Source organism: Microbulbifer maximicatervae (SeqCode), assembly GCF_052467615.1.
The window spans coordinates 4,694,407-4,711,604 of record NZ_CP174319.1 but is presented as its reverse complement, the minus strand read 5'-3'; the positions used below and the strand labels follow the sequence as shown (position 1 = coordinate 4,711,604).

The 17,198-nt window shown below is 45.3% G+C and carries 18 protein-coding genes; 3 read left to right on the top strand and 15 right to left on the bottom strand.

All coding sequences use genetic code 11. The annotated features are described in order from the left end of the window. Nucleotides 1-30: 30 nt before the first annotated feature. Nucleotides 31-807 carry a ferredoxin--NADP reductase gene (locus ACJJIM_RS20810; RefSeq protein ID WP_413663957.1) on the bottom strand — a complete coding sequence of 259 codons (777 nt, stop codon included), beginning with the start codon at nucleotides 805-807 and terminating at the stop codon, nucleotides 31-33. A gap of 124 nt (nucleotides 808-931) precedes the next feature. Between ACJJIM_RS20810 and ACJJIM_RS20805 the strand changes: the two genes are divergently transcribed. From ACJJIM_RS20805 to ACJJIM_RS20795, 3 genes are all read left to right on the top strand, one after another. Then, entirely contained in the window at nucleotides 932-1,813 is an 882-nt protein-coding gene (locus ACJJIM_RS20805) for a LysR family transcriptional regulator (RefSeq protein WP_413663956.1), read from the top strand. A 274-nt stretch (nucleotides 1,814-2,087) separates the two neighbouring features. Further along, on the top strand, nucleotides 2,088-2,579 hold the full coding sequence (locus tag ACJJIM_RS20800; protein ID WP_413663955.1) for a hypothetical protein: 492 nt from the start codon (nucleotides 2,088-2,090) through the stop codon (nucleotides 2,577-2,579). A 23-nt stretch (nucleotides 2,580-2,602) separates the two neighbouring features. After that, entirely contained in the window at nucleotides 2,603-3,001 is a 399-nt protein-coding gene (locus tag ACJJIM_RS20795) for a hypothetical protein (protein ID WP_413663954.1), read from the top strand. Nucleotides 3,002-3,059: 58 nt separating this feature from the next. Here the strand turns inward: ACJJIM_RS20795 and ACJJIM_RS20790 are convergent, their stop codons facing one another. From ACJJIM_RS20790 to ACJJIM_RS20725, 14 genes are read right to left on the bottom strand one after another with little or no spacing between them, the layout of a single operon-like run. Next, complete coding sequence (locus ACJJIM_RS20790; RefSeq protein ID WP_413663953.1) at nucleotides 3,060-3,593, bottom strand: acyloxyacyl hydrolase; 534 nt, start codon at nucleotides 3,591-3,593, stop codon at nucleotides 3,060-3,062. A gap of 36 nt (nucleotides 3,594-3,629) precedes the next feature. Further along, entirely contained in the window at nucleotides 3,630-4,856 is a 1,227-nt protein-coding gene (locus tag ACJJIM_RS20785) for a beta-ketoacyl-ACP synthase (RefSeq protein WP_282930471.1), read from the bottom strand. Further along, nucleotides 4,856-5,584 carry a 3-oxoacyl-ACP reductase FabG gene (gene fabG, locus ACJJIM_RS20780; protein WP_413663952.1) on the bottom strand — a complete coding sequence of 243 codons (729 nt, stop codon included), beginning with the start codon at nucleotides 5,582-5,584 and terminating at the stop codon, nucleotides 4,856-4,858. Before fabG ends, ACJJIM_RS20785 begins: the two co-directional genes overlap by 1 nt. After that, nucleotides 5,585-6,031: an ApeP family dehydratase gene (locus tag ACJJIM_RS20775; protein WP_413663951.1), complete on the bottom strand. Its 447-nt coding sequence runs from the start codon at nucleotides 6,029-6,031 to the stop codon at nucleotides 5,585-5,587. It lies immediately after the preceding gene. A gap of 5 nt (nucleotides 6,032-6,036) precedes the next feature. Further along, nucleotides 6,037-7,197, bottom strand: coding sequence for a beta-ketoacyl-ACP synthase (locus ACJJIM_RS20770; RefSeq protein WP_413663950.1), 1,161 nt, complete (start codon nucleotides 7,195-7,197; stop codon nucleotides 6,037-6,039). Nucleotides 7,198-7,199: 2 nt separating this feature from the next. Further along, nucleotides 7,200-7,700, bottom strand: a complete 501-nt coding sequence (locus ACJJIM_RS20765; protein ID WP_413663949.1) for a DUF3261 domain-containing protein — start codon at nucleotides 7,698-7,700, stop codon at nucleotides 7,200-7,202. A 35-nt stretch (nucleotides 7,701-7,735) separates the two neighbouring features. After that, a complete protein-coding gene (locus ACJJIM_RS20760) occupies nucleotides 7,736-8,965 on the bottom strand; it encodes an NAD(P)/FAD-dependent oxidoreductase (RefSeq protein ID WP_413663948.1) in 1,230 nt (409 codons plus the stop codon). Between the two features lie 3 nt (nucleotides 8,966-8,968). Further along, the gene (locus ACJJIM_RS20755) at nucleotides 8,969-11,233 is read right to left on the bottom strand and encodes an MMPL family transporter (protein WP_413663947.1); all 2,265 of its coding nucleotides are present in this window, start codon (nucleotides 11,231-11,233) and stop codon (nucleotides 8,969-8,971) included. A gap of 4 nt (nucleotides 11,234-11,237) precedes the next feature. After that, nucleotides 11,238-11,855, bottom strand: a complete 618-nt coding sequence (locus ACJJIM_RS20750; protein WP_413663946.1) for a LolA family protein — start codon at nucleotides 11,853-11,855, stop codon at nucleotides 11,238-11,240. Next, a complete protein-coding gene (locus ACJJIM_RS20745) occupies nucleotides 11,855-12,289 on the bottom strand; it encodes an acyl-CoA thioesterase (protein ID WP_413663945.1) in 435 nt (144 codons plus the stop codon). Before ACJJIM_RS20745 ends, ACJJIM_RS20750 begins: the two co-directional genes overlap by 1 nt. Then, the gene (locus tag ACJJIM_RS20740; protein ID WP_413663944.1) at nucleotides 12,279-13,838 is read right to left on the bottom strand and encodes an HAL/PAL/TAL family ammonia-lyase; all 1,560 of its coding nucleotides are present in this window, start codon (nucleotides 13,836-13,838) and stop codon (nucleotides 12,279-12,281) included. The genes ACJJIM_RS20745 and ACJJIM_RS20740 overlap by 11 nt, the downstream gene beginning before the upstream one ends. After that, nucleotides 13,835-14,758, bottom strand: a complete 924-nt coding sequence (locus tag ACJJIM_RS20735) for an LpxL/LpxP family acyltransferase (protein WP_282930481.1) — start codon at nucleotides 14,756-14,758, stop codon at nucleotides 13,835-13,837. Before ACJJIM_RS20735 ends, ACJJIM_RS20740 begins: the two co-directional genes overlap by 4 nt. Beyond that, complete coding sequence (locus tag ACJJIM_RS20730; protein WP_282930482.1) at nucleotides 14,755-15,495, bottom strand: glycosyltransferase family 2 protein; 741 nt, start codon at nucleotides 15,493-15,495, stop codon at nucleotides 14,755-14,757. Before ACJJIM_RS20730 ends, ACJJIM_RS20735 begins: the two co-directional genes overlap by 4 nt. Beyond that, nucleotides 15,488-17,194, bottom strand: a complete 1,707-nt coding sequence (locus ACJJIM_RS20725) for an AMP-binding protein (protein WP_413663943.1) — start codon at nucleotides 17,192-17,194, stop codon at nucleotides 15,488-15,490. The genes ACJJIM_RS20730 and ACJJIM_RS20725 overlap by 8 nt, the downstream gene beginning before the upstream one ends. Nucleotides 17,195-17,198: the final 4 nt, after the last annotated feature.

The following is a 17,198-nucleotide window of genomic DNA, read 5'->3' as shown; positions in this document are numbered from 1 at the left end:
GGTGGTTTTTTTATCGCTGGACTGACCAACTTATTTTTCGACGAAAGCGCGCTCAATCACATACTCGTGAGGTACACCTGCGCGGGTCTCCTTGAATCCCCAGTCATCGAGGATATTGGTGAGATCCTTCAGCATTGCCGGGCTGCCGCACAGCATAAAGCGATCTTCCTCAACACTCGGCTTGGGCACACCCAGATCGGTGAAAAGCTTTCCGGACAGCATGAGATCAGTCAGGCGGCCAGTATTCCGATAGGGCTCACGGGTGACGGTTGGGTAGTAAAGCAGTTGCTCGCGTACCATCTCGCCAAAGTACTCGTGTTCCGGCAATTCGTTCTCGATCTGCTCCTGGTAAGCCAGCTCAGAAACATAGCGAACACCGTGAGTAAGGATTACCTGGTCAAAACGCTCGTAGACCGTGGGATCTTTGATGATGCTCATGAAAGGTGCCAAGCCAGTACCCGTGGACAGCAACCACAGGCGTTTGCCCGGCAGCAGGTGGTCCGCCACCAGAGTACCGGTGGGTTTTTGGCTCACGTAGATCTCATCGCCCGGCTTAATCTTCTGCAGGCGGGAGGTCAGGGGGCCATCGGGAACCTTGATACTGAAGAACTCCAACTCGTCTTCGTAGTTGGCACTAGCAATAGAGTAGGCGCGCAGCAGTGGACGGCCATTGTCCTGCTGCAAACCGATCATCGTGAAATGTCCGTTCTCAAAGCGAAAACCCGAATCCCGGGTGGTCTTGAAGCTAAACAGTGTGTCGTTCCAGTGATGGACTTCCAACACCTTCTCTATATTCAATTTGGACATAAACTTAAAACCGGTTATTCCACGAGTCTCTTGATAGTTGAATTTTAGCCCTAGAAGATCTATTGGCAAAGTGGGATATTTCGATATTCCTTATCTATTTTAACGATCAACTGGAGATATCCCTTTGCGCTACACGCTCCGCCAGTTAGAGGTGTTCCTTGCCTGTGCCCATCACGAAAATGTCAGTCGTGCTGCGGAGAGCCTGAGTATGTCCCAGTCCGCAGCCTCCACAGCGCTGAAAGAGTTTGAACAGCAGTTTGAGTTGCGCCTGTTCGAGCGCACCGGTAAGCGATTGCGTCTCAATGAACTGGGACGGCAATTGTGGCCAAGGGCGGAAGAACTCCTGGAGCGAGCCCAGGAACTTGAGCAGACACTGGCCACTCACCGGGAACTGGGAAGCCTGAAGATCGGAGCCACCCTGACCATTGGTAACTACCTGACTGCCAGCGTGATGGCTCGTTATATGGAAGAGCAGCCCGGTACTCAAGTACAACTGGAAGTTGCCAATACCGCAGCGATTGCCGAGAGGGTGCTCAATTTTGAATTGGATCTGGGATTAATTGAAGGAGAGATCAATCACCCGGATCTGGAAATCATCCCCTGGCGCCATGATGAGCTGGTTGTTTTCTGTGCACCAAACCACCCTTTGGCAGGCCGCAAGCGCCTCGCCGATAAAGACCTGATCGGTGCGACCTGGATCACCCGGGAATCGGGCTCTGGAACGCGACAGACTTTTGAGAGAGCCATGGCAGGGCTATTGCCACAACTACATATCCTATTGGAATTGCAACATACAGAAGCGATCAAGCGAGCCGTAGAAGCGGGGCTGGGAATCAGCTGCCTTTCCCGTGTTTCATTAACTGATGCTTTAAAGCGCGGCTCGCTTATTGAGCTACCCGTACCACATAGAGACTTTCATCGAGAGTTCTATTTTGTCCTGCATCGACAAAAATACAGAAGCGCCGGAATTAAGCGATGGATGGAATTATGTGACTCAGCAGGATAAAAAAAGAGTAATTATTTGAGAAAATTTGTATTTAAATCATAGAGTTATCTAGTTTGCTTAAAATCAGTAAAGTTACATCATTTCAGTCTTTAAGCCGTATGGGCTAACCCTGCGTTTTGCGTATGATGAATACTTATCCACCTCTACCATCAATCCAGGATCTACTACCTATCTACTTATTTTGGTAAATTACGCAACCTAAGACGACCTCCCCAACTTATAGTTTTATCTATGATTATTTAAGTGGTTTCCTCCTTACTTACAAAGAGATTATATGAAGATTAAAGGAATCTTATTGTTTTGTGCTGTTTTCAGCCTCTCACTATCCGCTTACGGAAATGGCCTGATTTCCATCAATGAAAAAGCCGAATATCACGACGAAGAATTAATTGCATCCAATATAGTTAAAGAGTGTAATAACCTTGGTTATCAATTTTCAAGCTCAACCAAGAAATTTCTTGGTAAGCATGGATTTGCCAGTTCACTAGACCCAGAGTTGGATATTCAATCAGAGGGATACAGTCTTAAATTAACAATTCTCAATGCATATAGCGGAAGATATATTTCAGGTAGCCATCAAAAATCAGTCTCAATTGAGGCTGAACTCTACAAAAACGGCGACTTGATAGATACTCTCAAGACCACCAGAAATTCAAGTGGAGGTTTATTTTATAAATTCAAAAGCTCCTGCAGTGTTCTCGAACGTTGTGTTCACACCCTTGGTAATGACGTAGCCAAGTGGATCTCTAGAAACCATAAAATTTAGCTTCACCCAAATAAGGAAACTTCATGAATTATATTATTAAGTCCATATCTATTGCAGCCTTTGCATTAATAGTATCTGGCTGTACAAGCAATCCGATTATGAATATTGAAAGTAGATTAATTCCCGATCGTCTTGACGGGTCAGCTCAAACTCAAGATTCAATTAAAAAATCAATTATTGCAGGGTGCATCGAGAGAAACTGGACTTGCCAACAAGTTGCTCCTGGGAAAATATTAGCCACCATTAACGTTCGCAAGCATCATGCTGAAGCAGATATTATATATAACCTTAATAGTTATAGTATCACCTATAAAGATAGCGATATGCTTGACTATAGTGAAAAATATTACACCATTCACAGAAACTACAATCGCTGGGTTAGAAATTTGAATGACGCGATAATAAAAGAACTATCCATTTAATAGCTTTTATATCTATCCCCAGTAGCTGTGACTATTGGGGAGCTATCTTAACTAGAAATTAGATTTTCATGCCCAAATTAATAACAAACGGAATATCTATTCCATCGTTATCACTGAACAGGTTGGCATTGGAGAAGTGTTTCCAGGAAACCATTAGCACCAGATCTTCTTTTCCTCTCCAGTTAATTCGCGCAGCATATCCAACCTGTGCCTGAAAAGAAAAGTTATTATCCTGACGACGGTTTCCCAATTGGTTGCTGGAAATATAGCTAGGACCCAACGCTCTAACAAAGAAATAAGGTTGCCCCCAACTTCTTTGCCTGGGATATAGATTTAATTGAGGATAGATGGAAAACGCTCTTATACGTTTATTTTCATCGGCATCAGTAGTTAGCTCTGTATAGCTAACACCTATATCAATATGCTGACGGTAACTCTTTTCAAAAGTTTTAAAGGAGTAATCTATCCCGAAGGTTTTATTATTCTGACTTGAATCAGGCTGCGGGCCACCGCCAAAACTCACTAAGAGTTCATCAGCAGTAACTGGCTGAGCCAAAAGAATTGTCGAAACTACAGCCAGTACCCACTTCATATGCTATCCCTAGATTAAAGCTCTCTGAGAGGAAAATTAAATACGTCTTTTAAATATTAAAGACGTATTGATTCCGCCAAAGGCAAAATTATTACTCATCACATACTCAGTATCGATGTGCTTTCCACTACCTTGGATATAATCCAATTCCGCACAGTCAGAATCAACCTCTGCCAAATTAATCGTGGGATGGAACCAACCGTTACGCATCATCTGAATGCTTGCCCAAGCCTCCAATGCGCCACAGGCACCCAGCGTATGACCGGTATAGCTCTTAAGTGAGCTTATGGGTACTGCACGCCCAAATGCATTACGAGTTGCGTGGCTTTCTGCAATATCACCTCGATCTGTAGCTGTGCCATGCGCACTGACATAACCTATTTCGCTAGTCTCTACCCCAGCCTGTGCTATTGCCTGCTGCAATGCCACCTGCATAGTTGCCGATTGAGGTTGGGTGACGTGGCTGCCATCAGAGTTGGTTCCAAACCCTGCGACCTCGGCATAAACCCTGGCTCCACGGGCAATCGCGTGTTCATATTCTTCCAAGATAAGTGTACCGGCGCCCTCGCCGATAACTAATCCATCCCGGTTGCGATCGAAGGGACGTGGAGACAATTCAGGGGTATCGTTCTTTGTTGAAGTCGCATATAAGGTGTCAAAGACCGCAGCCTCGGTTGCACACAGCTCCTCTGCACCACCGGCCACCATAATGGTTTGGCTACCATTGCGAATTGCCTCATAGGCATACCCAATCCCCTGGCTTCCAGAGGTACAAGCGGAGCTTGTGGTATAAACCCGTCCACACAAGCCGAAAAATACCCCGATATTGACCGCCGCCGTATGGGACATCATTTTTATATAACTGGTCGCATTAAGGCCATCGGTGCGGTGATTTATCAACATATTGCCGAAATCAGCCACTGCTGACGGAGTGCCTGCTGACGAGCCATAGGAGACTCCGACAGCACCACTTTTGAGAATGGGGTCATCCAACAATCCCGCATCCTCAAGCGCAATCTCACTGGCGCGAACCGCCATTAATGAAACGCGCCCCATGCTACGCACACGTTTACGGTTGTAGTGAGCCGGTTTTTCGAAATCCTTTACCGGCGCGCCCAGTCGGGTTTCAAGCCCCTCATACTTATCCCAGTCTTCCATGTAGGAAATGCCTGAAAGACCGCTCTGTAAAGCCTGACTAACCGAGTCCCAACCCTGGCCGATAGGGGATATTCCGGCCATTCCTGTAACAACCACGCGCTTCATTAGCAGAGACCACCATTTACTGAGATAACTTGACGGGTGATGTAAGCAGCACGTTCGTGCATCAGGAACGCTACAGTTGCCGCCACTTCTTCTGGTTTACCCATTCTGCGGGCAGGCACCATTTTTAAAATTTCTTCAACGGGCAAGTCTTCATCCAACATATCGGTGTCAATGAGGCCCGGAGCAACACAATTCACGGTAATCTTTCGCTTGGCTAACTCCAACGCCAATGCCTTACTCGCACCGATCAAACCCGCTTTGGATGCGGAGTAATTTACCTGGCCGCGATTTCCAGCAATGCCGGATACAGAAGTCATCACGACAATACGGCCGGGCGCACGGCGCCTGACCATTGGCATGGTTAAGGGGTGTAAAACATTGTAGAAACCATCCAGATTGGTGTGTACAACAGAATCCCAATCTTCAGCAGGCATCGCAGGGAAAGCATTGTCGGCAGTAACACCAGCATTGCACACAATGCCGTAGTAACAGCCATTACTCTCGACATCTTCCAATAAGACATCCCGTGCTTGCTCCCGGTCGGCAATATCAAACTGCAAAATTCTGCTTTTTCGCCCTAACTTAGCAATCTCTTCTGCTGTTTCCTCTGCTTGATTACGGCGGCTGCGGCAATGTAAAACAATATCGTAGCCATCTTCAGCTAACTGAAGTGCAATCGCCCGGCCAATACCACGACTGGAACCGGTAACTAAAACCCACTCTGACATTTAGTTTCTTTCCTTCAAATACTGTTCTACATTATCCGGCTGATAAACATTAAGCCGCGCGCTCTGTTCGATAGATGAGCCGGTTATCACACACTCAAATGTCGCCATGCCATTTTCAGCCTGGAGAATGCGCTGGACATCAATTGTTAATTCTTCACCGCAGCGATAACTCTCGATATTTGATAGGAACTTGCGAGTACCCAGTAAAAAACCCAGGCGAACGTCCTTACCCTGTTCTTTTGCATGATATCCGGAGAAAGCTGCGATGGATTGGGCCATATATTCAATACCCACGTAAGCGGGAACACGACCGTTGCGGGAAAATATTCCATCATCACGAACTCGCAACTTTGCCTGTAGCTGCTCCTCGCCTACAGAGATCACTTCATCGAGGAGTGACATATTTCCACTGTGTGGAACCAGTTCTTCAGCAGTATATTTGTGCATCTATTTTACCTCTGACTGCCCAAGATTACCGAGCAATTACTCCCACCAAAGGCAAAAGAGTTACTCATTACATAGCGCAATTTTCCAGGAGCCTCGTGGCCTTGATACAGGTTCAGTCGCACGATCTCCGGGTCATATTGGCCATCATACTGATGGCGGGGAAGTTGATCATATTGTAAGGCAAGCCAACAAAAAGCCGCTTCAAGAGCGCCTGCAGCACCGAGTGTGTGCCCGGTGAGAGGTTTTGTGGAAGAACACGGTAGTTGGCTTCCAAACACTCTTTCAACGGCTAGAGCCTCCATAGAGTCGTTATGTGGCGTTCCCGTACCATGAAGATTCAGATAATCAATGTCGGCGGTATCCAAGCCAGCATTCTCCAGAGCCCCGCGCATACAGGCTTCCGCACCACGTCCTTCTGGGTCTGGGGCCGACATATGGTGGGCATCAGAAGTGGCAGCAACACCGGATAGCATCACAGGACCAGGCTCTTTGCTCAGCACAAACATTGCTCCAGCTTCCCCGAGGTTAATACCATCCCGATTAACGCTGAAAGGATTGGTCTGGCCGGCACTAAGTGCCCCCAGGCTATGAAACCCCCGGACTGTCATGCCACAGAGGGAGTCCACACCGCCAACAACAACGGCATCACAAGTACCGGTTGAGATAAGGCGCCGGGCACTGGCAAAAGCATTGGCACTGGACGAGCAAGCTGTGGAGACGGTAAGCTGAACGCCTTGGATTCCCAGGTACTTCGCAACAAAGGTACTCAAACCAGCCATTTGCTGTTGAAGCCGATAATTATATCCGGTCTCTTTCTCACCACTTAAGTAGGCCTCACCTGAGTCTATTCCCGAGGTTGAGGTTCCCATCACAACGCCAATTCGGCCCGCACCATGTTTTTCTATTAGTTCAGCGACTGCACTTTCAATTTGAGTCAGCACAGCCATAGCCAGCTGGTTATTGCGGCAGTGGTAATCTTGCAACGAACTCGGTAAATCAGGCAGCTTCCCCTGCACAATACCCAGATTCCCTCTGTATTGTGGCAAATAGGTTTCATCGACCTGCATATGAGAACTCTCATCACCGAACAAGGAATTAGCTACTGCCTCAGCAGTATTTCCCAGGGTGCAGATGATCCCCATATGATTAAGATAGAAATTTTTCATACTTAGAAATTCCTAATGCTTAACCTATAACCCAGTAGTTTGTGCTCCAGCTCAATTTGGGCCTTCCAAATATCTTTACTGCTATAGCGAGCCACTGAATTCACTTCACCACTGCGTGAGAGTTTTCGCGTGTAAATTCCCTCGACAATAGCCTCGTCCAAATTCCAGCCTACGGGCAATACTTCACGAAGCTGGGCTATTGGCCAGTATACAAACTGGATATCTGCCAGCAATTTCTCTGGTGGCACTCTCTCTACTCTACTCATATGGTAATGGGTGCTGACCTGATTACCATCGTATGTAACATCCAGCAGGCTTATCCCTTCAGGGCTGAGAAGAGATATCTTTAAACTCTCCATAGTGTGGAAAGTAGCCGCCATCAATTCATACTCATCGCCTTGATAGACAATGCGTAAATGTTGATTGAGCTGGCGCGGTCCCTCGCTCAATAGCGGGGCCAAAGGCCAACTTTGCAGCTCTTCTTTCCTCCCCCCTGTGGACATACATCCCACCAGAGTAAGAAAGCTCAAAAACAGTATTACTTGGCGGAACATATTTCTACCAGTGTATTCAATCGACGCTCAGCAGCGGCAACAAACGGATTTTTTTTATCCCATGCATAACCAGCCAAGATTGAGCAAATCATGCCTTTTATTTCTTTTTGGTCGGTTTGATAAAAAATTACATCCTGGAAACGACCGTCATACCAAGCTTTGACATAGGTTTTAAAAACTTCCACACCATGCTTCAGGGGTTCAACAAACTCTTCATCCCAATCAACCACATCCCCTGAGAGCTGGCGATGCAGGCACTCAACTGCTAACTCTGAGGATTTCATTGCGATGGTAACACCGGATGAAAATACCGGGTCTAGAAACTCTCCGGCATTCCCCAAAAGCGCAAAACCAGGGCCGGCCAGTTTAGTCACATCACTGGAATATCCGCGAATACGTTGTATTTCCGTATCGAATTTTGCATTGCGCAGAGTTTTTGCCAACTCGGGGGCGGAGGCAATAGCCCCTTTCAATATCTGTTCCGGATCCTGCCCCCAGGCCGAAATCTTTTCTTTCTCACCTACAACCCCAATAGAAGCTCTTCCATCTGCAAAGGGAATCAACCAGTACCAAATATCCCGCTCACTGGGATGCACAGTGATTAAGATTTTATCCCGGTCAAAATGGCTATCATCAATATTGTCTTCAACATGTGTAAATACAGATTCTCGAACAGGAAACTCTGACGGACGATCGAGATCAAGTAATCGCGGTAAAACTCTGCCAAAGCCACTGGCATCCAATACAAAGCGCGCCTGGAAAGCCAGGTTTTCTCCATCATTCTCGGCGATTAACTTTGCGTTATTCTCAGCAATATCGACTGACACTACAGAATGGCGATAATAGACCTTAACTCCCTGGCGCTCGGCTTCATCAGCCAGGATTTTATCAAACTTAGCTCGCTGTACCTGGAAGGTGGTGCCATGCCCAGGGGAGAACTTCTCCCGGAAATCAAATGATGTACGAGCACCATCCCACTCAAAAGCAGCACCATTTTTATATTGAAAGCCCGCTGATTTCACAGCTTCTAACATATCTGCTTTTTCAAGATACTCGATACATTGAGCCAGTAGGCTTTCACCAATAGAAAAGCGAGGAAATTCTTCCCGCTCAACTATCGAAACTTGCCAACCTTTTTTAGCCAATAACGCACCTGCGATAGCTCCGGCAGGACCGGCACCAATAATAACAACGTCAGACTTAATTTCTTTCATTGGCTAATATCCCTTACCCCGTGTACAAAAAAATAAAAATGCCAACAACAAAGTTAATACTGTGCCCACAGCCAGGACTAACCCAAAATTTGCTATCGCCGGTGTGCCAGACAATGCTAACAAACCAAACCCTAAAAAAGTTGTTAACCCAGCCATAGCTATCGCCAGCAGGGTATAATGCTGCTCTGCCTTTCTGCTTGTATGGCTAAATATTGCGTAATCTATACCAATACCAAAGACAAGTAATAAAGCCGCAACATGAAATAAATTAATTGCTGATCCCTGTAAAATCACTATCGCCAGGGTGCCTAGTACTGCGCTGGATGGAAGTGCAACTATACTTAAGGCTTGCTTTATTCCTGTTTTAGTTACAGTTACCAGAAATACAACAAAGAATATTAATGGCAGTAATTGCAGCAACAGATCACGCTGTTGTGACATAACATTAGAGATACTTCTGGTAGTATCAACATAGGTTACTCCAGGCAGTAACTCTAAAGATGACAAATCTTCTTTTAAGCCATAAATACGTACCACAGAATAACAGTGATTATTTTCACAACCCAACCATAGTCCTTTATATTGCCGACCTGCAACTGGCAACCATTCAGAGAAATTAAAGGTATTGAATGGCTGTATTTTAGAACTTAACTGCTGGTTAATATCTTGTTCAGAATAACCCAATTGCTGATAAAAAGACCTGACAGCATCCCCACTGTAAAACTTCGACAATAACTTCCAGTCAGCTTCTTGAACCTCTTTTGGAGGTATCCGGTTAGTTACCCCCTGAAAACCACTAATAATTTCCTTTTCTACTAAATGGCCTAGTTGATTTCTAAGTTCCCATTCTCGTGTTAATACTTGTTGTTCATCTTCACCAAAAACCAAAAAATAACGGGAGTCTGGCCGGGATTTAATCAGAGAATTTAGCTCTATTTCATCTTGTGTAAGAAATTCTGGAGGCTGGTAAAACAGTTTTAGGTCATCATTAAATTGAATTTTCTGAAGTGCCGCAGATCCAAACATCAACAGCCCAACCAATGGAAACAGGTAGTACCTAATATTGAGTTTAGGAAACTGACTGGAAAACGATAAAGGCCTATGCTTAATATTAATCCAGCGTGGGAATAGCAGGATTACAGTCAACCAAGCCCCTATTAAACCACAGCCGACAAAAACCCCTATTTGTTGTAAAAGCGGAAAAGGTGTTAATGCAAGAGAGAAAAATGCCAAGCAGCTTGATATCAAGCCCAGCAATAGCCCAGGTAATATATCCTTATCTTTTGGCTTGCCCAGCCTCAATCTATTACAAATAAAGTGAAATGCGTAGTCAATCGCCAATCCAGAAACCGTTGTACCAAATACAAAAGCCAGTATATGAATTTGGCCCAAAATAATAATAACACCAGATATACCACTGGCTACGCCGCATAGAATTGCGAATGTACAGGCTAGTAGAGGTTTTAATGAGCGAAAGACAACAATACATAGACAGCAAATAGCAAGGATCGAAAGGGAGCCAATCAGGCGTATTTCATCCTGCGCCATAGCAGCAGCATACTCTGTATGCAGGGGGGCTCCAGCTACCAGCAGCGAATAACCATTTTTTTGAGCCCATTGCTTTAATTCTGACTGTAAAGAAAGAAGTGATATATCGCTCTCTCCAGTCAAATCAACTGGTGCGGCCAGCGTATAAAGCAGGGTAAAAACTTTATGTCCTTCTGTATGTACCGGAATTCCATCAAAGACTTGTGGAGTAACTCCAATATCAGCGGTAAAGTAATTGCGAAAAGTTGAGAAAGTATCTTTCTCCAAATCAATTCCAGCGCCGTCAGGCCCGTATAATTTACTCAATTGACGCTGTATAAGTTCCTCTGGCGTAGCGTCTAATAACGCCCTATCTTCAGGGCTGAGTAGCTGTTGGCGCAGAGGGAAGAGCAGCTCCCACTCCTCTTTATAGCTTTCAGAGTCGGCCCAACGATATTCAACAGACTCTAAAGATTTTGCGGCCTTTAGTTTCTGCGCCAACTCTTGGGTATGCCTGGCCAGACGATGTGATTCTTTTCCTTCAGAAACTAAAACCCAAATTAAACTTCCCTGTAATTGCTGACTGACTTTTTTCTGGATGCCAGCACTACTTACCGAGTCGGAGTTATTATCAGCTAATAACAAAATATCTGTTTGTAGCCAGCTCGATTGATAGCGTAATACAGTTATCCCAATAATTACACTAACAAAGGAAAGCCAAATAACAACTCGACGTGACATGAGATTATTTCTGGTTATCTTCTGAGAATTCACTCAGTAGTTGACTGTTATTAGCTTCAACTGAATGTAAATTCATAATATCTATTTCAGTAATTGCCATGTTGGCTTCAGCTAGTACTATTTTCCGAATCTTTTTATCTCCCACGACTTCTATCGATTCAATAACCTTTCTAAAAGCTTCTTGCTTGGGAATTAAGTTAATTCGCCATTGCTCTTCTGCGATCTCTGGTCCCACCGTAAAAGTCTGATCTAGCTCACTAAAATCACCACTGATAATCTTTAATAGAGGATCAGCTACATGATTTCCTACAATATTGCTATTGACCCGATTCCCAGAATCAGCATCATCTAGCTTAAATATTCGATGGGATTCTATTGGATTCTCTATTCGCCAGCTTAATCCTAACTCTTCAGAAATAGCTAGGACACCTGAAGAAACCAGAGGCCTGGGCAACTGGGGCAGCCTCTTTGTCTGGGAAAAAGTGCCAAGCATCTGTGGAGATGACACAATATTTTTCTCTATCTCCCGCAAAACTGCCTGCTGCTCCGAAGTCAAAGCAGAAGTTACTGTGGAAAATAGAAAACAAATAAAAAATAAAACCAAGCGCTTGGCAGTCATCACTAATTTACCCCCAATTTTTCCAGCAAAATTGGAGGCGATGCAAACAGCATTTCGGCACTGCTTATTTCGACAGCTACCTGTACGGTATGTCCTTTTGTTAAGCGTACACCGGTATCTCTATCTGTTATCGTATAATTTATCTTAAATCGATTTTCATATTCAGACACCTCAGCACGAATAACAATCCACTGCTGAAATCGCAAAGGCTTGGCATATCGTACGCGCAAATCTATGACCGGCCAGGCAAAACCTGATTCCTTCATCTGTTGGTAGTTATATTCCAACTGATCAAACAATGCGCATCGGGCTATTTCAAAGTACTTTGCATAATGCCCATGCCACGCTATCTCCATCATATCCACATCGTGGAAAGGAATTTGTAGTTCAACTTGCGCCGTCCATTTTTCAGGGCGCATAGGTTTATTAGTTTTCATATAAGCGCCAATGTCTTTGCTGAATTAACGAAACAAATTTTCTCAATGGCTGTTCAAGCTCTCTATCTTCCTCGAGAAAAGGAAATTCATCTCCTATCTGCCTGATTGTGGTATTAAGAGCGGTAGATAATTTTTCCAAATCCACTCCCCCACTACGAACTCGAAGTTGAATGCCCTGCCAAGCAACCATCAGTGCCGCTGCGGTTGTTTGCTCCGTTAACTGTAATACCCTGATACAGTCCCTGGCAGCAATGGTGCCCATACTGACCTTATCCTGGTTATGACACTCCGTTGATCTGGAAAAAACGCTTGCGGGCATGGTCTGCTTTAGTGCTTCAGCAGTCCAGGCACTCGCACCAATTTGAACAGCCTTAAAGCCATGGTTAATCGATCTTCGAGGCCCGGTTACACCTGATAGGTTTGCCGGGAGTCCATTATTGAACTTAACGTCTACCAGTTGGGCTATTTGTCGATCCAGTAAGTCAGAGAGGTTTGCTACCGCATTCTTCAGGCTATCCATGGCGAAGGCTATATGCCCACCATAGAAGTGCCCACCATGAAGCACCCTCTCGTTTTCACCATCAATGATCGGGTTATCATTGGCACTGTTTAGTTCGTTATGAATAAACTGCTGGAGCCAGGGCAGAGAGTCCTGTAATACACCCACTACATGGGGAGCGCACCGAAGTGAATAGCGATCCTGCAATCGGCTATTTTGTCTTGGAGCGGCACCAACATTGAGATCGTCATGAATCCACTTTGCAATTTGGTTTTGACCGGGGTGAGGCTTCACTGCAAAAAGCGCGCTATCGAAATGATAGGCATTGCCATCCAACGCAACGCTCATCATGGCGGTAATACGAGCACTCAGCTGTGCTAGATACTCTGCCCGTTTGTAGGCTAAGCACGCCAAGCCAGTCATTGCGGCGGTGCCATTCATTATCGCCAAACCCTCTTTTGGGTATAGCTTCAATGGCTCAATCTGTAATTCATCGAATACCTCAGCAGTATCTCTCTGGTGGCCTCGGTACCAAACTTTGCGCTCCCCGCACAAAACCGCAGCAACATAAGACAGTGGGGTCAAGTCGCCACTGGCTCCCACAGAACCCTCTTGGGGAATTACCGGAATAATGTCTTTCTGAAGTAACAAAACCAATTGCTGCAACAGCCGATATCGGACCCCTGAACTGCCCTTTGCAAGGCTGGCAATCCGGGCAGCAACAATCGCTCTACTCTGCTCAAGAGTAAAGACTTCCCCCATTCCACAACCATGGAAGGTAAATAACCGATGAGGTAACTCTTCCACCAGGTCTGCTGGAATACTTTCGGTACAGGAATCACCATATCCAGTGGTTACTCCGTAGATCACACCTTCCTTCTGCCAAAGGCTATCCAGGAACTCGGCACCGCGATTTATCCTTGCGACAAAGCCCTCTTCATCAGATAGAGAGATATCGCCACGGCCAGCTGCAATGGTGTTTACCTGATCAATAGATAGATCTGTGCCATCAAAGACTATTTGGGTTCGTTGTAGTACTGCTGAATTCATTTTTGCTGATCCCAGAACGGGTAAAAGTTATACCATTGCAAAGGTGCTATATGACAATAGCGTTCCAACCGTCGTGCAAACTCCTCGACAAGAGAGCGAATATGCCCCTCTCTGTCACCGCGTTTCATCACAACGCGATCGCAGAGTTTTTCCATATAAATATCGTATCCGGAAGTACTGCGCAGACAGAAAAGCGTGTACACCGGGCATTTGAGCAGCGCAGCAAGAATATATGGCCCCTGGGGAAAAGGCGCTTTTCGCCCTAGGAATTCTGCCTCGCAGGTGCGCCCCATAGAGTTAATAGGTGTTCTATCACCGACAATAACAACCAGCTCCCCGGCTTCAACAGCCTCGGAGAGTCGCATCGCTAGAGCGGGAGTTACTTCTGTCACCTGGATAAGCCGTACTTGACTCAGGGGATTGAGCATTTTCATCATGCGATTAAATTTCACCGCATGCTTTGTATGCACTAGCACATTTACCCGTACCTTTGTCAGGCTGCCAAGCGCTCTGCAAACCTCCAGGTTCCCGAGATGGGAGCCAATTATTAATCCACCCTGGCCACTAGCCGCCAACTGGTGAAGACCCGCTCTTTTTGGGAAATTTACCTGACTATCCGGGATACCCACAAACCAGGCTTCAAGCTTTTCTCTAGCGCTGTTAGCAAAATTAAGAAAAATTCTAAATCCGGTTTTCCAATTCGGTTCTATACCGCTAGATGGGTAGCGTTTGGTGAATAATTCCAAGTACTCACGGATCGAATTGCGGCCACTCTGATTTTTTAGGTAATAGCATAAAACTACCGGGTATACCGCAACTTTAAAGGCGATCGGACCCAACCAGTGATGCAACCAGAATAAGAACTTGATGCCCAGGAAAAAGCCTTGTTCCCGGTATTTTGACCAGTGTAAATTACTCACGCTTTTCGCCCTACTGTCGAAATACGCAGAGTTCTGGCCAACATGCCAAAAAATAGACGGGTGTGCATTGCCGATATAAGGAAGTTATCCTCAAATCCCCGGAAATGGGAAACGCCATCTATTGGGTAGCTCACATTAACAGGTACCTGGCAAAGACCGCCTTTGCTCCAATACCACCGTACCAAGATCTCTGGATCAAAATCCATTCGATCACCGGTATACTCGTTATCTAACAAATCTACAGTTCGAGATAAGGGATAACAACGCAGCCCACACATGGAATCCTTAATCTCCAGAGAAAGAGTATTAATCCAGATCCATACATGAGTTAGATAGCGTCCCCACAAACGAACTTTAGGTACTGATTTATCGTATTGCGGATAGCCACAAATCAGTGAATCAGGGCACTTTCTGCTTTTCTCTAGGAATTGAGGTATGTCAGCGGGGCTGTGTTGACCATCGGCATCGACTTGAATTCCATGACTATATCCAAGCTCTTTCGCAGCTCGCAGACCACTTTTTACCGCAGCACCTTTTCCACCATTAGCCTGGCGAACAACCAAGTGAACCCGGGGACCATAGCTCTGCTCTAAGCGTTGTAGTTCAATTCTACAGGGTTTATCACAGCCATCATCTACCAGAATGTAAGGCAGGTTAAAGCCATCCAGAGATGCCAACGTCTGTGCGATCGCCCCCTCATGATTATAAACGGGTATTACAAAACAAAAGTTAGACATGGCTGAAGCACAACCTACCACTGCTATATTCTATATTGCCATCTTGAGTGTTTCGAAAAGAATAATTTAATTTGTTCTTTTCCTGGCTGAACTCCAAAGATAAAGTGACAGCATCACCGGGCATCATTAACTGCTTAAATTTAATCACTTCCATTTGGGTAAACGTACTGCCGGCTTTTACAAGTGGGCGGCCAAAATGCATAGCCCAATCCAGCTGTACCACTCCCGGCACTACCGGTGAGCCTTCAAAATGACCATCCAAGCAAGGCAAATCGTCATTAACCGTAAAATTAACTTGACGAGTATTATCTAATATTTCGCTGCTAATAATCTGTGGCACCATTGCTGCCGGAATTTCATCAAAAAGTTGCATTAGCAGGTCTCTCGTTATTTTTCCCTGTAAGTTAGTGGGAATTTCATCAACAAAACGCCAAGAACGTGGCACAGCCACGCCATCAAGATCCATGGCCAGGGTTTCTCTAAGTTTACGAACAAGAGAAGCCTTTCCTTTCTTTTGCAATAGTTCTTTCCCGGATTCCGTAAGTGTGGCAACAGCGGCAACTACTTTTCTTTTACGCTCCAGGACAAGTGCATTGGCTTTTACAATATATGAGCTACCAACTAGTAGGGACTCAACCTGTGTAAGAGAAATTCTTTTCTCTTCAATCTTAATAATGCGATCAGCTCGCCCCTTAAGTTCGAACATACCGTCTGTACTTATTTGTACTTTGTCCTGACAAATAAACTCCTTGGGTAACCACGGAGAAGAGACTTTAAGTAACCCATCGCTATTTTTTGCAATGTTCACTCCTTTTAGTGGACTCCAACTTTTCTGACGCAATTGATTACGCCAGGCAATCCCCCCGGTTTCAGTGCTTCCATAGACCTCTATGGGCTGGATTCCACACAACTGATCAATCGCCTTTGCATCTACTTCCAGTAAAGGCCCCCCAGAAGAAAAGATATCCACTAAGGACTTTCCTAACTCCCATGGCCAGGAAGAAATACGGCGGCTTAATTGTGCAGGGCTTGCAACCCACACGGCAGGCCCCCATTTCTGGGCGTCTTGGAGTAATCCCACAATATCCACATAAGTCTTACTAACAAATTGACGCCCGCTGGCTAGCGGCCACAGTAATTTAAACAGTAAGCCATATATATGCTGGTGGCTTACTGTTGCCAAAGTAGTTGTATTAACCACCCGGGATGACCACTTCAGATTATGGGCCTTAACCTCATTAAGCAATTGAGATAAGGTTTTATCAACGGTTTGTGGTTCACCACTGGTTCCTGATGTGAATAATTGAATACCAGCATCAAAATAACTGGGAACAGATAGCTCTTCGCTATATTGATCCGGAATATTTATACTAAATGCCGAGCTATCTTTCCAGCTGCCCAGTAATAGGGTTTTCTCATCCAGTTTTTGCTGAGTAAATCGCTTGTTATTTGCCGGAATAACAACGACTTCACAACAAGACATAGCTGCAAAAAAGAGCAAACTAAACTCGTAACTATCTTCACAGAAAATGGCAGCTCTTTTGATCCCAGCTTCGTTTAGGGATTTTTTTAGCTTTCGCTCAACAAATGCCAATTCACGTTTAAATTGTGCGAATGAAATTTCCCCACGCCTTGAATAGCTAACTACTGCCTGGTCATTCGAGTAGCCAAACACCTGTTCAAACTGTACTTTGTCCACGGCC